Annotated in this window: 14 protein-coding genes; 7 read left to right on the top strand and 7 right to left on the bottom strand. The window is 71.5% G+C overall.

Going from position 1 to position 14,712, the window contains the following annotated elements; all coding sequences use genetic code 11:
• Positions 1–30: 30 nt before the first annotated feature.
• The 5 genes from EXU32_RS14655 to EXU32_RS14635 all read left to right on the top strand — a co-directional run bounded on the left by EXU32_RS14655 (position 31) and on the right by EXU32_RS14635 (position 5,454).
• Positions 31–1,506 (top strand): NAD-dependent malic enzyme, encoded by a 1,476-nt coding sequence (locus EXU32_RS14655; protein WP_130630571.1) that lies wholly within the window; start codon positions 31–33, stop codon positions 1,504–1,506.
• Positions 1,507–1,758: 252 nt separating this feature from the next.
• Positions 1,759–2,538, top strand: coding sequence for a fructosamine kinase family protein (locus tag EXU32_RS14650; protein WP_130630570.1), 780 nt, complete (start codon positions 1,759–1,761; stop codon positions 2,536–2,538).
• A gap of 88 nt (positions 2,539–2,626) precedes the next feature.
• A complete protein-coding gene (locus EXU32_RS14645) occupies positions 2,627–3,913 on the top strand; it encodes a sensor histidine kinase (protein WP_165399697.1) in 1,287 nt (428 codons plus the stop codon).
• The gene (locus EXU32_RS14640) at positions 3,913–4,593 is read left to right on the top strand and encodes a response regulator (protein WP_130630568.1); all 681 of its coding nucleotides are present in this window, start codon (positions 3,913–3,915) and stop codon (positions 4,591–4,593) included. The genes EXU32_RS14645 and EXU32_RS14640 overlap by 1 nt, the downstream gene beginning before the upstream one ends.
• A 3-nt stretch (positions 4,594–4,596) precedes the next feature.
• Complete coding sequence (locus tag EXU32_RS14635) at positions 4,597–5,454, top strand: hypothetical protein (RefSeq protein ID WP_165399696.1); 858 nt, start codon at positions 4,597–4,599, stop codon at positions 5,452–5,454.
• A gap of 149 nt (positions 5,455–5,603) precedes the next feature.
• On the opposite strand, the gene EXU32_RS14630 is transcribed toward EXU32_RS14635, so the two are convergent.
• From EXU32_RS14630 to EXU32_RS14615, 4 genes are read right to left on the bottom strand one after another with little or no spacing between them, the layout of a single operon-like run.
• Positions 5,604–6,248: a LutC/YkgG family protein gene (locus tag EXU32_RS14630; protein ID WP_130630566.1), complete on the bottom strand. Its 645-nt coding sequence runs from the start codon at positions 6,246–6,248 to the stop codon at positions 5,604–5,606.
• On the bottom strand, positions 6,245–7,714 hold the full coding sequence (locus EXU32_RS14625) for a LutB/LldF family L-lactate oxidation iron-sulfur protein (protein WP_130630565.1): 1,470 nt from the start codon (positions 7,712–7,714) through the stop codon (positions 6,245–6,247). The genes EXU32_RS14630 and EXU32_RS14625 overlap by 4 nt, the downstream gene beginning before the upstream one ends.
• Positions 7,711–8,478 (bottom strand): (Fe-S)-binding protein, encoded by a 768-nt coding sequence (locus tag EXU32_RS14620; RefSeq protein ID WP_207233815.1) that lies wholly within the window; start codon positions 8,476–8,478, stop codon positions 7,711–7,713. Before EXU32_RS14620 ends, EXU32_RS14625 begins: the two co-directional genes overlap by 4 nt.
• Complete coding sequence (locus EXU32_RS14615; RefSeq protein ID WP_130631220.1) at positions 8,475–10,214, bottom strand: L-lactate permease; 1,740 nt, start codon at positions 10,212–10,214, stop codon at positions 8,475–8,477. The genes EXU32_RS14620 and EXU32_RS14615 overlap by 4 nt, the downstream gene beginning before the upstream one ends.
• Positions 10,215–10,408: 194 nt before the next feature.
• Here EXU32_RS14615 and EXU32_RS14610 point away from each other — a divergent pair, with 194 nt between their 5' ends.
• Positions 10,409–11,137: a FadR/GntR family transcriptional regulator gene (locus EXU32_RS14610; RefSeq protein ID WP_207233814.1), complete on the top strand. Its 729-nt coding sequence runs from the start codon at positions 10,409–10,411 to the stop codon at positions 11,135–11,137.
• A gap of 3 nt (positions 11,138–11,140) precedes the next feature.
• Here the strand turns inward: EXU32_RS14610 and EXU32_RS14605 are convergent, their stop codons facing one another.
• Positions 11,141–12,001, bottom strand: coding sequence for an Fpg/Nei family DNA glycosylase (locus EXU32_RS14605; protein WP_130630564.1), 861 nt, complete (start codon positions 11,999–12,001; stop codon positions 11,141–11,143).
• Positions 11,994–13,070, bottom strand: coding sequence for an App1 family protein (locus EXU32_RS14600; RefSeq protein WP_130630563.1), 1,077 nt, complete (start codon positions 13,068–13,070; stop codon positions 11,994–11,996). Before EXU32_RS14600 ends, EXU32_RS14605 begins: the two co-directional genes overlap by 8 nt.
• Positions 13,071–13,188: 118 nt before the next feature.
• Between EXU32_RS14600 and EXU32_RS14595 the strand changes: the two genes are divergently transcribed.
• The gene (locus EXU32_RS14595; protein ID WP_130630562.1) at positions 13,189–14,364 is read left to right on the top strand and encodes a hypothetical protein; all 1,176 of its coding nucleotides are present in this window, start codon (positions 13,189–13,191) and stop codon (positions 14,362–14,364) included.
• 7 nt (positions 14,365–14,371) lie between these two features.
• On the opposite strand, the gene EXU32_RS14590 is transcribed toward EXU32_RS14595, so the two are convergent.
• On the bottom strand, positions 14,372–14,692 hold the full coding sequence (locus EXU32_RS14590; RefSeq protein WP_130630561.1) for a putative quinol monooxygenase: 321 nt from the start codon (positions 14,690–14,692) through the stop codon (positions 14,372–14,374).
• Positions 14,693–14,712: the final 20 nt, after the last annotated feature.

Genomic DNA, 14,712 nt, shown 5'->3' with positions numbered 1-14,712 from the left:
GCGATCGTCCGCCGGTGAGAGACTGATCACATGGCTGTCGCTACCCCCTCCTCGTACTCGATCACCATGCGTCTGCACACCTCGACCGACTACGCAGTCGTCGGGCGAGTGGCTACCGCCATCGCGGAGCAGGGAGGCATCGTCACCGCAATCGACATCGCGGACTCGCGGCACGACCGTCTCGTCGTGGATGCCACCTGCTCCGGGTTCGACCTCAACCACACGGACGGACTCGTCGAGGCCGTCGAGGCGATCGACGGCGTCAAGGTGCACAAGGTCTCGGACCGCACCTTCCTTCTCCACCTCGGCGGCAAGATCGAGATCAAGTCCAAGGTCGCACTCAAGACGCGTGACGACCTGTCGATGGCCTACACCCCCGGCGTCGGCCGGGTCTCGATGGCGATCGCCAAGAACCCCGAGGACGCACGCCGGCTGACGATCAAGGGCAACACCGTCGCCGTCGTCACCGACGGCTCCGCGGTCCTCGGCCTGGGCAACATCGGGCCCGAGGCCGCCATGCCCGTCATGGAGGGCAAGGCAGCCCTCTTCAAGCAGTTCGCCGACATCGACGCCTGGCCGATCTGCCTCGCCTCCCAGGACACCGAGGAGATCATCCGCGCCGTCGAGATGATCGCCCCCGGCTTCGGTGGCATCAACCTCGAGGACATCGCCGCCCCTCGCTGCTTCGAGATCGAGCGTCGACTGCGCGAGAGCCTCGACATCCCGGTCTTCCACGACGACCAGCACGGCACCGCGATCGTCGTCCTCGCCGCCCTGCGCAATGCCCTGCGCGTCGTCGACAAGACGCTTGAGGGGGCACAGATCGTCGTCTCCGGTGGTGGCGCTGCCGGCTCGGCGATCGTCACCCTCCTGCTGTCCGCCGGTGCCAAGGACGTCATCGTCTACGACCGCGAGGGCCTGCTCTCCGCCGATGACACGTCACTGTCGCGCGACAAGCTCGAGCTGGCCCAGCGCACCAACCCGCGCCGGGTCCGAGGTGACCTCGGCGACGGCCTGCAGGGTGCGGACGTCTTCATCGGCGTCTCGGCACCCAACCTGCTCAAGGCCGAGTGGATCCGCGACAACATGGCGCAGGACGCGATCGTCTTCGCCCTGGCCAACCCCGACCCCGAGATCGACCCGGCCGAGGCCGCGAAGTACGCCAAGGTCGTCGCCTCGGGCCGCAGCGACTACCCCAACCAGATCAACAACGTCCTGGCCTTCCCCGGCGTCTTCCGCGGACTCCTCGACGCCCGCGCCGAGGACATCACGACCGAGATGCTCATCCGGGCCGCCGACGCGATCGCAGGCGTGGTCAAGGACGAGGAGATCAACCCCTCCTACATCATCCCCAGCGTCTTCCACCCGGACGTCGCCGACGCCGTCGCCGTGGCCATCGCCGGGGATCGCAAGACCACCGCGGGCGCGACCGGCCCGATCAGGACCGGCTCCCGCGCGACCGCTTCCCCCGTCGACGAGACCGGCACCCTGCCCCGGGTTCGCTGAACCCCCCGCTGGCAGCCGGGCGATCGACGACCTGGCGCCGGAGGGCGAAGGGAGGGTCCGCACACATCAAGCCGAAGTCCGTAACGACAACACGACGTGGTCGACAAACGAAGGGACTTCGGCGGGTGCGGGCCCTCCCTTCGCCTGCAGGCAACGGGGCGGGCCCTCCCTTCGCCCGCGGGAGCGTCCGTCGAGACGGTTGCTGCGCAACCTCTTCAGGGAGCGGGGGAGGGGGGTGGCAGGCTTGACCCCGTGAAGCCGCCCCGCACGTATCGCAAGGACACCTCCGCAGCCCCTCGTGGCTACTCGTCGTGGGAGGCCGCGGGCCTGCTCTGGCTCGCCGAGGCCCAGGCCGCGGGTGGCGCCACCATCGCCGAGCTGCAGGACGTCGACCTCGACCACATCGACCTGCTGCAGTACGACCCGGCGCCGTCGACCAATGTGCAGGCGGACGAGCTCGGCATCGCGCTCGCCGCGACCCACGCGGCCGGTGCGCCGGCCTTCGGTGCGCCGCCGGAACGCTGGTCCAGCCACGGGTTCATCGGTCCTGCGGAGTCCCCGATCCCGATGCCGCTCGAGGGCAGCGAGACGTGGGGCGCCTTCTTCGCCGAGCAGCGCATCCGGCACATGCTGCGCGTCGGGCAGTCCAAGGGGCTGTGGGCCGACGACGGCGACGCCTTCGAGCGGGTCGCCACCCGCTTGGAGTCCGGCGAGTTCGACGACGGCCGACCACCCGCCCGCATCCACGGAGACCTGTGGGCGGGCAACATCCTGTGGACCCGCCAGGGCGCCGTGCTCATCGACCCGGCCGCCCACGGCGGCCACGCCGAGACCGACCTCGCGATGCTGCTCCTCTTCACCGCGCCGCACATCGCCCGCATCATCGCGGCCTACGACGAGGCGGCCCCGCTCTCGGACGGCTGGCAGGAGCGGGTCGGCCTGCACCAGCTCTTCCCCGTCATGGTCCACGCGGTGATCTTCGGCGGCGGCTATGTCATGCAGTCCGTGGAGATGGCCCGCAAGTACGCCTGACCACCGGGGACGAAGGGGGGACATCCCCCCTTCGAGATGGGGGAGCGCAGGGCAGACCCGCGGGTCGCGTCTCCGTAGGTTGGTTCTCGTGACCACCCAGACCCTCTCACCGCCCTTGGAGCGGACCAGCCTGCCGCGACGTTGGCTCGCCGGTTGGGGCAGCGTGCTGCTCCTCGCGACGAGCACGCTCACCGCCTTCGCCGCGCTGCTGCTCCTCACCCTCATGCTCGTCGCGCTGGCGCTCGTCAGCGCCGGCGGCGTCGGCCTCGTCCTGCTCGTGCCGCTGCTGTGGCTGTGCGGCGTCATCGGCCACGCCGAGCGGCACCGCGTGGTCGCGCTGACCGGCCGCCGGGTGGACCCGCCGCCTCGTCGCGTCCAACCGCTGTGGCGGCGCCTCCTGCTCGACCAGCACTCCTGGCGCAGCACGGCCTATCTCGCGCTGCACGCCATGTGGGGGAGCGTCATCGGCTGGCTGACCCTGGCCGTGCTCGCCCAGGCACTGCTCGTCCTCGGTGTCCCGCTGCTCGGCAGCCGGCTGCCCGACGACGGCATCTCGATCTTCGGCATCCTGCGCGTCGACGGCACGCTGGAGCTGGCGTCCGCCTGGACCGTCGCCCTCGTGACGCTGCTGCTCATGCCGGTCGTGGCGAGCCTGCTCACCTCGGTGGACGTCATGCTGGCCCGCTGGCTGCTCGGCCGGGACGAGCGCAAGGTCGTCGCGCACCTCACCGCCCGCGTCGACACCCTCACCGACTCCCGCCGCGAGGCCGTCGACTCGGTCGAGGCGGAGCGCCGCCGCATCGAGCGCGACCTGCACGACGGTCCGCAGCAGCGCATGGTGTCCATCGCGATGACGCTCGGTATGGCCAAGGAGGCCATCAGCCACGACCCCGAGGGCGCGGCCCAGCTCGTCGACGAGGCCCACCGCTCGGCCAAGGAGGCGATCGTCGAGATGCGCCACGTCGCCCGCGGCATCGTCCCGCCGATCCTCGCCGACCGTGGTCTCGAGGCGGCGCTGCCCGCCCTGGCCGCTCGCTCGGCGGTGCCCGTCTCCGTCGAGGTCCGTGACGTCGGCCGACTCGACCCGACGACCGAGGCGATTGCTTACTTCGTCGTCAGCGAGGCCCTGACCAATGTCGCCAAGCACTCCGGCGCCCAGCACGCCGAGGTCGTCGTCACGACCGACGCCGAGCGGCTCACCGCCGTCGTCACGGACGACGGCGGCGGAGGTGCCGACCCCACGCTCGGGACCGGCCTGACCGGACTGCGCCAGCGGGTCACCGCCGTCGACGGCACGCTCGAGGTGACCTCCCCTGACGGGGGACCGACGGCGCTGACCGCGACCCTCCCCCTTCGCACCGGACGGAGCCTGTGATGACCGACCCGACCCAGACCGAGAGCCCCACCAAGGTGGTGCTGGCCGAGGACTCCGTGCTGCTGCGCGACGGGATCGTGCGCCTCCTGACGTCCGCCGGCTTCGACGTCGCGGCTGCCTGCCCCGACGGCGAGAGCTTCATCGCCGCGGTCGACGAGCACCGGCCCGACCTCGTCGTGGTCGACGTGCGGATGCCCCCGACCTTCACCTCCGAAGGCATCGTCGCGGCGCTCGCCGTCCGCGAGCGACACCCCGACATCGCCGTGATGGTCCTCTCCCAGTACGTCGAGGAGCAGTACGCGACCGAGCTCGTCGCGGCCAGGTCGAAGGGGGTGGGTTACCTCCTCAAGGACCGCGTCGCCGACACGAGCGACTTCATCGCCGCACTGCGTGACGTGGCCTCCGGCGGGACCGTCCTCGACCCCGAGGTCGTCACCCAGCTGCTCACCCGGGCGCGCAACGTCGACCCGCTCGCCGCCCTCACGCCACGCGAGCGCGATGTCCTCGGCCTGATGGCCCAGGGGCGCACCAACTCCGCGATCGGCAAGGAGCTCTACGTCTCCGACGGGGCCGTGGAGAAGCACGTGACCTCGATCTTCACCAAGCTCGACCTGCCTCCGGCCGACGGCGACCACCGACGTGTGCTCGCCGTGCTCCGCTGGCTCGACCAGGAGGACTGACCGATGTCCACGACACCCATGACCCAGTGGCCGCCACGACCGGGCGAGCCCACCGATCCCGAGATGCGCGACCGCTATCGCACCGACGCCTCCCGTGCGCGGGAGAGCCGCCGTGCCGCCGCCGCGCAGGAGGCGGCGACGACGCCCCCGTCGCGGACGCCGGTCGGCCCGATCCGGGTCATCGCGCTCCTCGTGACTCTCGCGCTGCTCCTCGTCGCGGGACTCAGTCTCGCCGGCCCGATGCTCAAGCAGTCGCAGACGCGCGAGCAGCCCATCACGGCCGACGGGGCGGTGCGCTTCTCCGGTGACGTGGGCGATGTGCGCTTCCGCGCGGCGGAGGCGGGCGAGCGACCCCACGCGGTCATCACGAGCACCTGGGGGCTGGGCAAGCCGACGAGCAGCGTGCGCGCCTCCGGTGAGACGACCCAGCTGACCTCCTCGTGCTCGCGACCGAGCCTGGGCACCGTGTGCCGGGTCGACTGGCTCGTCGTCGTGCCGGCCGACACCGACCTGACGATCGAGCACGGCGTCGGGACGATCTCGCTCGAGGGCACGACCGGCGACATCGACCTCCAGGTCGGCGCCGGCGACGTGTCCATCACCGAGTCCGAGGCCGACACCGTCAGTGCCGACATCGGAGTGGGCGCGATCGACTACGAGGCCGTCGAGCCCCCGCGCAGCGTCGACGTGCGCGTCGGCGTCGGTGAGGCCACGGTGCGGGTGCCCGACACCGAGGGATACCGCGTCAACACCTCGGGTGGTGCGTCGGACGTCATCAACAACCTCGGCAGCGACAGCAGCTCCTCGCGTCGCATCACGGTCGAGAGCGGTGTCGGGTCGGTCCGGATCGACCCGAGCTGACCCCCTTCGCCGCAGGGCAGGGTGTCCTGCCGGCTCCGCGGAGGCGCCCATTCGAAGAAGGACCGCGACCTGTGGGTCGCGGTCCTTCTTCGAATCAGACGGCCGCGGGTCCGGGTCCACACGTCCTCGGGCCCCAACGACCCGTGGGCTCAGCCCTCGACGAGGAGCATGACGAGCGTGCGGGGTCCGTGGACGCCCTCGACCCGCTGCAGCTCGATGTCGCTCGTGGCGCTCGGTCCGCTGATCCAGGTCAGCGGCCGGGCGTCGCCGCTCGCCGGACGCAGCCGCGAGACTGCGTCAGGCACGTCGCGCACGACCTGATCGGCGCGCACGACGCACACGTGGGTGTCGGGGATCAGGGTGAGCGCCCGTCGGCCCTGGTCCTCCCGGTGGTCGAGCACGATCGTGCCGGTGACCGCGATGCCCAGGGCGGCGGCGGTGACCACGGCTTCGGTGGCGTCGAGGTCGGCGTGGGTGCGGGCCTCGCTCTCCCGCCGCACCTCGGCGACCTGCGCGACGGCATCGACCCACGCGGGGTCGAGCCCCTCGGGGAGGACGGCGCTGGTGCAGCCGTGGTCGCGCAGGGCCGTGGCGATCGCCGCGGTGAGGCCGGTCGCGGGCACCCGCACGACCTCGGCGCGGTAGTCCGCGACCATCTCGACGAACTGCGTCAGCCCGTCGGCGTCGACGGCGCCGCCGTCGACCAGCGGCTCACGGTCGGCCGACCCCGGTGACGTGGTGACGTCAGCGGTCGCCCCGCGGACCCGGTCCAGGATCTCGTCGCGTGCACTCATCGGTCATCCCCTCGCTCGCGAGCCCACCACTGGCGGAAGGACTCGGTGGGTGGTGTCGGCACGTCGCGGGCACTGGTCCAGGCGCCCAGGCCCGGGACCGTGCGGATCGTCCGGTCGCCGATGACCCGCCCGGCGAGACCGGCGGCCTTCTGCGCGCCGGCGAGCCGCTTGGGGTCGGACAGCACCCACGCGGCGGCCTTCATCGCGGCGGACTCCGCCGGGTGGCCGCCCTCGGCGGTCACGCGTCCCCGCAGCTCGACGAGCAGCTCGGGGATGTTGATCCGCACCGGGCAGGCGTCGAAGCACGCCCCGCACAGGCTCGAGGCATAGGGCAGCGACTTGTCGACCTCGCTCGTCGTGCCGCGCAGCTGCGGGTTGAGCACGGCACCGATCGGGCCCGGGTAGACCGAGCCGTAGGCGTGCCCGCCGGCCCGCTCGTAGACCGGGCAGACGTTGAGGCACGCCGAGCAGCGGATGCAGCGCAGGGCCTCACGGCCGACGGTGTCGGCGAGGACGTGGCTGCGGCCGTTGTCGAGCAGGATGACGTGCACGTCCTGGGGCCCGTCACCGTCGTGCGCGCCGGTCCACATCGTCGTGTATGGGTTCATCCGCTCACCGGTGCTGGACCGGGGGAGCAGCTGCATCATCGGGGCGAGGTCGTCCCAGGTCGGCAGCACCTTCTCGATCCCCACGACCGAGATCAGGGTCTCGGGCAGGGTCAGGCACATCCGGCCGTTGCCCTCGGACTCGACGACGACGAGCGTGCCGGTGTCCGCGATGGCGAAGTTGGCCCCCGAGACACCGACCTTGGCCCGCAGGAACTTCTCCCGCAGGTGCAGCCGCGCGGCCTCGGCCAGGCGGGCCGGGTCGTCGGTGAGGTCCTCGGGCGCGGGGCGCCCGACCTTGGCCATCTCGCGCATGAAGATCTCGCGGATCTCGCTGCGGTTGCGGTGGATCGCCGGGACGAGGATGTGGCTCGGCCGGTCGTGACCGAGCTGCACGATCAGCTCGGCGAGGTCGGTCTCCCACGCGTGGATCCCGGCCTCCTCGAGCGCCTCGTTGAGCTCGATCTCCTGGGTCACCATCGACTTGACCTTGACGACCTCCTCGACCTCCTTGGCGCGCACGATCTCCAGCGCGATCCGGTTGGCCTCGACCGCGTCGCGGGCCCAGTGGACGGTCGCGCCGTTGGCGGTCAGTGCCCCCTCGAGCTGCTCGAGGTAGTCGGCGAGGTGGGTCAGCGCCTCGTCCTTGGCGTCGGCGCCGGCGACGCGCAGGGCCTCCCACGCCGGCAGCTCGGCGACGACCGCGGCGCGCTTCTCACGGATCGTGTGCGTCGCGTGGCGCAGGTTCTTGCGCTGCTGGGTGTTGGCCAGTGCCTCGCGGGCCGCCTCGGGGAAGGCCGGCATCCCGATGAAGGTCGCCGAGGTCTCCTGGACCGGGCCACCGTGCGTGTGCGTGCTCATGAGGGGTCCTCCTCCGTCGATGCCAGGATCTCTGCCAGGTGCATCTGCCGGATCCCCGACCGCTGCCGGTCGAGCATCCCGCCGATCTGGGCGAGGCACGAGTTGTCGCTGGCGACGACCACCTCGGCGCCGGTGGAGCAGACGTTGCGGCACTTGTCGGCGCCCATCGCCACGGAGACGTCCGCGTTCTTCATCGCGAAGGTGCCGCCGAAGCCGCAGCACTCCGTGTCGCCGGGCAGGTCGACCAGCTCGATCCCGCGGACGGCACGCAGCAGCTGCAGCGGCTTGTCGCCGACCCGCAGCATGCGAAGGGAGTGGCAGGTCGGGTGGTAGGTCACCCGGTGGGGGAAGTAGGCGCCCACGTCGGTCACGCCGAGCACGTCGACGAGGAACTCCGACAGCTCGTAGACCTTGGGGGTCACCCGCTCCACCCGCTCGAGCAGCCGGTCCTCGCCGGCCTGCCGGGCGATCGTCGCGTGCTGCTCGCGCACCGAGCCGACGCACGAGCCCGATGGGGCGACGACCGCGTCGTACCCCTCGAAGACATCGGCGAAGCGCTGCACCATCGGCACGGCGTCACGGCCGTACCCGGTGTTGGTGAGCACCTGCCCGCAGCAGGCCTGCTCCATGGGGAACTCGACCCGGCACCCGAGCCGGTCGAGCAGCCGGACCGTCGCCTTGGGGGTGTCGGGCCACATCGTGTCGTTGAAGCAGGTGGCGAAGAGGGCGACGCGCAGATCGGTGCGAGCGGTCGACGCCGTCACGGGAGCATCCAGGACAGGACGGTCGACTGGAGGCCGACGAGCAGGCACATGAGGATGATCAGGCCCACGCTCCACGGGAGCACCTTGCGCAGGATCGCCGACTCCTGGCCGACGAGCCCGACGGCGGTCGCGGCGATCGTCAGGTTCTGCGGGCTGATCATCTTGCCCACGACGCCGCCCGCGGTGTTGGCGGCGACGAGCAGGGTCGGGTCGATGCCTGCGCGCTCGGCGGCACTCTGCTGGAGGGTGGCGAAGAGGGCGTTGGCGCTGGTGTCCGAGCCGGTGACCGCCGTGCCGATCCAGCCGAGCAGCGGGCTGAAGAAGGCGAAGGCGGTGCCGGTGCCGGCGATCCAGGCGCCGATGGTGATCGTCTGGCCGGACAGGTTCATGACATAGGCCAGGGCGAGCACGGAGGCGACGGTGACGAAGGCCCACCGCATCTGGATGGCGACGGCCTTCATCTCGGCGATGAGGCCGGAGAACCCGATGCCGTAGGCGAGGGCGACGATGACGGCGCAGACCAGGAGCATCGTGCCGGGCGAGGAGAGCCACGAGAAGCCGTAGGTCGTGGACCCGTTGACCACGCCGTCGTGGGTGAGCACCTCACCGGAGAGCCCGGGCCACGGGATCTTGACGTTGGTGCCGGTCAGCCAGGTGTCGACCGCGGGGATCAGCTTGGCCAGGGAGAAGACGGCGACGACGAGGACGTAGGGGAACATCGCCCAGGCGATCGACTTCGGCGTGAGGGCCCTGGCCTGGGCGTCGAGCTCCTCGGGGGTGATCTCGTACTGGCTCGTGGAGCTGCTGCCCGAGCCGGATCCGCCCGCACCTGCGCCGACGGAGGCGAGCTGCGCCTGGCGCTCGACCTGCAGCGACTCGGTGGCGGCGTCGCCACCGGACGGCTGCCAGACGCGGAGGAAGGCGACGGCGACGGCGAGCGAGACGAGCGAGGCGATGATGTCGGTCATCTCGACCGAGATCCACGTCGCGGAGACCCACTGGGTGACGGCGAAGGTGATGCCGATGACGACGGCGGCCGGCCAGGTCTGGCGGACCCCCCTTCGCCCGTCGACCATGAAGACGAGGAGCAGCGGGACGAAGACGGCGATGACGGGGGCCTGGTGGCCGACGTAGGCGCCGATCTCCTGGTAGGGGATCCCGGTGAGGTTGCCGGCGGTGATGATCGGGATGGCGATGGCGCCGAAGGCGACCGGGGCGGTGTTGGCGAGCAGCACGACCGTGGCGGCGCGAAGGGGGGCGAAGCCGACGGCCATGAGCATGACGCCGGTGATGGCCACCGGGGCTCCGAAGCCGGCGAGGGCCTCGAGGAGGGCACCGAAGCAGAAGGCGATGATGATCGCCTGGATGCGCGGGTCGTCAGAGATCAGCCGGAAGGTCGCACGCAGGTCCTCGAAGTGCCCCGAGCGCACCGTGACCTGGTAGAGGACGATCGCCGTGAAGACGATCCACATGATGGGGAAGAGGCCGAATACTGCTCCCTCGGTCGCGGCGAGTCCCGCGAGGGTGATCGGCATCTTGAAGAAGATGACGGCCACGAGGATGGCGACGGCGACTGCTGAGAGACCGGCCCAGTGGGCCTTCCACTTCAGGACGCCGAGCGTGACGAAGATCGTCACGAGGGGGAGCAGGGCCACGAGGGCGGAGATCGCGAGGCTGTCGGCCACGGGTGAGATCTCGGGTTGGAACGCGGTGGGTAGTGCGGCGAGCGTCGTCATCATCTCGGTCTCCGGGTGCACGTCGTCGGGCGGGGAGCAGTAATGGTCAGACCATTGCTGGTGACACGACGATAGGGGCAGCGCGGTCTCGCCGTCAATGGTCAGACCATAATTTCTTGAAATGGTCTGACCTCGTGGTCTGAAATGGTCTGACCACATGGTCACGGCTGTGTCGACCGTGACATCCTGTGCTCGTGACCGACGCTGCCGTCCCTGCCCGGGCCGCCTCGGGCCTGAAGGCCTACGAGGTCGTGCTCGAGTGGGTCGACGCGAGGATCCTCGACGGGCGGCTCGCGGTCGGCGACACCCTGCCGGCCGAGCGTGAGCTGGCCAAGATGCTCGCGGTCGGTCGGTCAGCAGTGCGCGAGGCGGTCCGCACGCTCGAGGCCCAGGGGGTCGTGAGCTCGTCGGTCGGCGCCGGCGCGGCCGGCGGCACGATGATCACGGCCGTCCCCAGCGGCGCCCTCGGGCGCCTGCTGCGGCTGCACGTGGCCCTGGCCAACTTCCCGCTGCCGGATGTCCTCGAGGTGCGCGTCGCGCTCGAGACCCTGAGCGTGCGTCTCGCCGCCGCCCACGCGACGCCCGAGCACCTGGCCGAGATGGGGCGTCTGCTCGCGCAGATGGAGGACCCGCAGGTGGACCGGGAGACCTTCAACGACTGCGACACCGACTTCCACGTGCTGCTGGCCCGCGCCGCCGGCAACCACCTGGCGCGCGACTTCACGGCCGCGATCCGCGAGTCGATGCGGCTGCCGATCCTCGACGCCTTCCGCACCGTCGGGACCTGGGACGAGGTCGCGGACAAGCTGCGCGCCGACCACCGCAACATCCTCGAGGCGGTCACCGCAGGCGATGGCGACCGGGCGGCTGCCGTGACGGAGGAGCACATCCGCTCCGCCTGGCGGCTCATCACCGCCGACTGAGCGCTACTTCAAGAACTTGCTCGTGCGCCGGTCGGCCAGCGGCTTGCCGCCCGTCTGGCAGGTCGCGCAGTACTGCAGCGACCGGTCGGCGAAGCTCACCTCGCGCACGACGTCACCGCACACCGGGCAGGTCTCGCCGGTGCGGCCGTGCACCCGCATCCCGGACCGCTTGGCGTCCTTGAGCTGAGCGGCCGGCTTGCCGGAGGCAGCCGCAATCGCCTCGACGAGCGTCGAGCGCAGCGCCGCGTGGAGGGTGTCGACCTCGTCCTCGGTGAGCGATGAGGCGAGGGCGAAGGGGGACAGCCGCGCCGCGTGCAGCACCTCGTCGGAGTAGGCGTTGCCCACCCCCGCGATGAGCGACTGGTCGCGCAGCACTCCCTTGATCTGGGTCTTGCGATCGGCGAGCAGCGCACCGAAGGCGTCGCGGTCGAGCGCGTCGGAGAGCGGGTCGGGGCCGAGCCGGGCGATGCCGGCGACCTCCTGGACGTCGCGGACGAGGTAGGCGGCCAGGCTCTTCTTGGTCCCCGCCTCGGTGACGTCGAATCCGGACCCGTCGACGAGCCGCACCCGCAGGGCGATCGGTGACTTGCCCGGCCGCAGCACGGTGCGCGGCAGCTCGTCGGACCAGCGGATCCAGCCGGCGCGTGCCAGGTGGATCACCAGGTGCGTGCCGTCGCAGTCGATGTCGATGAACTTGCCGTGCCGGTGGACCCCGTCGACCGGGGCGCCCTCGAGGGCCTGCGGCGGCGGGTCGAAGGTCTTGAGCACGGAGAAGGAGGCGAGCTCGAGACGCTCGACCGCCAGGCCGGAGAGGCGCTCGCCGAGGAAGTCGACGAGCCCCTGCACCTCCGGCATCTCAGGCACGGGGGGCTCCGCTCGTGGTGGACCCGAGAGCCTTGCGCATCTGCTCGATCATCGTCCAGCCGTCCTCGGCCCGGCAGACCGGCAGCTCGACCCCGACGTGCTGCTCGTAGTCGTCGGTCGCGATCGGGGTGAAGTGGCTGAGCAGCTGCTCGGTCGCGGTGAGCACCCGGATCCCGATGGCGCGCACGCGGTCGGGGCGCTGCTCGGCGAACTCGCCGTAGAGGCTCGGGTCGTGCTGGCCGTCGTCGCCGATGAGCACCCAGCGGATCTCGGGCAGCTCGCGCGCCAGCCGGTGCAGGCAGGCCCGCTTGTGGTCCTGGCCGGAGCGGAACCAGCCGGTGTTGGTCGGGCCCCACTCGGTCATCAGCAGCGGGCCGAGGGGGTAGCCGGCCCGGCGCATGAAGCGGGTGAGGGGCGGCACGGCGTTCCACGCGCCCGTCGAGACGTAGACGATCGGCGCACCGGGGTGCTGGGCGAGCAGCTCGCGGTACATGGTCGCCATGCCGGGCACCGCGCGCCGGGTGCCCTCGTGCCGGAAGAAGGTGTTGTACGCCGCGATCATCGGCCGCGGCATCGTCGTGGTGATGATCGTGTCGTCGATGTCGGAGACGATGCCGAAGGTCTGGTCGGGGGCGACGACGAAGACGGCGGCGGTCGTGTCCGCGGCCCTCGGCGAGGCGATCTCGACGTCGTGCCAGCCGGGCTCGAGTCCGTGGTCGGTGATCGTCAGGTCGAGCATGCCGGAGCGGTTGGAGCGGGTGCGGTACTCGCGCTCGCCGATGCGCACGGTGAGCGGCTCGCCGGCGGCGGGAGTGGTGAAGAAGCCCCGCCAGCCACGCCGCTCGTGGTCGGCGGTGCGCAGCTCCAGCCAGGTGGCGGTGGCGTCGGCGGCGGCGGGGGCGTAGGGCCGGCGGGTCATGAGCACCCGGCCGAGGACGCGCACCCGCTCGACGCTGCCGTAGCCGGTGTAGGTGAGCACGCGCGTGCCCCATCCCCGGCGCCGCATGGCCCCGGCGACCTGCCGGTGCCACGAGTCCTCGAGGATCGCGGCTGCGTGTGGTCGCGACATGCTGCCGAGCCTAGTGCTCCGTCAGCGAGGGACGAAGGGGGTGGATCCCGCTCTCGTGACCGGTCCCCGCTCTGGCAGAGTGTGGCCGGGCGAAGGGAGGGCCGCACCGGTGGCAGACGTGGGCACGCGCACGATCGATCTCGTGACGATGGGCTGCAGCTGGGTCCTCGACGTCAGCGACCTCGACGACGCCCAGGCTCAGGCGATGGCCGAGCGCTGGCAGCGGTGCATCGCCCTGGCCGGCGACCCGGACACCGTGCGCCTCGACGAGGACCCCGTGCGGGTGCGGGTCTACCAGGGTGACGCGCCCACCGACCGCGAGCCGGGGGTGCTCATCGCGGGTGCCGCGACCGCCGACCGAGTGCCCTATGCGCTCTCCCGCGAGATCACCCGGGCGGGCCTGACGCGGCTGCGCGGCCGGGTGACCCTGCTGCACGCCGCGGCGCTCGCCGACCCGGACGGTCGGGCGCTCGCGCTCGTCGCCCCCTCTGGAGGGGGCAAGTCGACGGCGACCCGGGTGCTGGGGACCCGGCTCGGGTATGTCTCCGACGAGTCGGTCATCCTCCTGCTGGACGGCCGGATCGCGCCGCACCCCAAGCCCCCTTCGCTCGTCATCGACCCGGCCGACCGGTTCCACAAGGAGGAGCTCGGACCCGATGCCCTCGGTCTGGGGCCGACCCCCTCGGCGCCACGACTGACGGCCCTGCTCACCCTCAGCCGCGACCCGGAGGCCACCGCCCCCGCCATCGAGGAGGTCGGGCTCATCGAGCAGGTGCTCGCCGTCCTCCCCGAGACCTCGTCGACGTGGTGGCTCGACGACGGACTGGACCGGCTCGCTCGAGCGGTCACCGCCGGGGGGCCGCCGTCGACGCTGCGCTACGCCGAGATCGACACCTGCCACGAGCTGGTGCGTGACTATCTGGAGCGCGCGGCGCCGACCGAGCCGATCTGGGAGCACCTCCCGGCGACGGTCGCAGACCGCCTGCCCGCGGACGCGGTCTCCTTCAGCCAGGACCTCGACGCGGTCTCTATCGAAGAGGGCGACCTGCTGGCGCGGGCGCCCTGGTCGGACGCGATCGCCTGCGACGGTGAGGTGCTCGTGATGGCCGGGGCACGCCCCCTTCGCCTCGCCGGTCCGGGAGCGGTGGTCTGGCGCGCGGCTGCCGACCCGATGTCCCTCGACCAGCTCGCGGCACGGGTGGTGGCGGAGCTCGGCGAGCACCCGCAGGCGCTCGACCTGGTGCGGACCGCCGCCACCCAGCTCGTCGGGCACGGGGTGCTGCGACGAGCCTGAGCGCAGGTCAGTCGACCTTGAGCTCGCCCATCTCGTCCCAGCCGCTGCCCTCGACGGTGCGGCTGATGATGCGCGGGGTCTCGGCGAGCGCAGGACGCATGGCCTCCAGTCCCTTGGCGAAGTGGTCGCTCGTGACGTGGGCCTCGCCGGCGTCGTCCTGGAATGCCTCGACGAGCACCCACTCGTCGTCGGTGTCCAGGCTCATCGACCACTCGAAGAAGATGTTGCCGGGCTCGGCGAGCGTGGCCCGGGTGAACTCGTCCACGATCTCCGGCCACTGCTCGGTGTACTCGGGCTTGGTGCGGTACTTCACGACGATGAGGATCATGTCGTCACCGTATCGCCCGT

It is taken from the genome of Janibacter limosus, assembly GCF_004295485.1.
GTDB classification, from domain to species: Bacteria; Actinomycetota; Actinomycetes; order Actinomycetales; family Dermatophilaceae; genus Janibacter; species Janibacter limosus_A.
Note: the sequence above shows the minus strand (reverse complement) of the source record. Positions and strands in the feature narration are given on the sequence as shown.

Excerpts from the sequence above, each read along its gene's own strand:
- EXU32_RS14590 (WP_130630561.1), bottom strand. The coding sequence starts at position 14,692 with ATGATCCTCATCGTCGTGAAGTACCGCACCAAGCCCGAGTACACCGAG.
- EXU32_RS14625 (WP_130630565.1), bottom strand. The coding sequence starts at position 7,714 with ATGAGCACGCACACGCACGGTGGCCCGGTCCAGGAGACCTCGGCGACC.
- EXU32_RS14640 (WP_130630568.1), top strand. The coding sequence starts at position 3,913 with ATGACCGACCCGACCCAGACCGAGAGCCCCACCAAGGTGGTGCTGGCC.
- EXU32_RS14630 (WP_130630566.1), bottom strand. The coding sequence starts at position 6,248 with ATGAGTGCACGCGACGAGATCCTGGACCGGGTCCGCGGGGCGACCGCT.
- EXU32_RS14615 (WP_130631220.1), bottom strand. The coding sequence starts at position 10,214 with ATGACGACGCTCGCCGCACTACCCACCGCGTTCCAACCCGAGATCTCA.
- EXU32_RS14635 (WP_165399696.1), top strand. The coding sequence starts at position 4,597 with ATGTCCACGACACCCATGACCCAGTGGCCGCCACGACCGGGCGAGCCC.
- EXU32_RS14600 (WP_130630563.1), bottom strand. The coding sequence starts at position 13,070 with ATGTCGCGACCACACGCAGCCGCGATCCTCGAGGACTCGTGGCACCGG.
- EXU32_RS14655 (WP_130630571.1), top strand. The coding sequence starts at position 31 with ATGGCTGTCGCTACCCCCTCCTCGTACTCGATCACCATGCGTCTGCAC.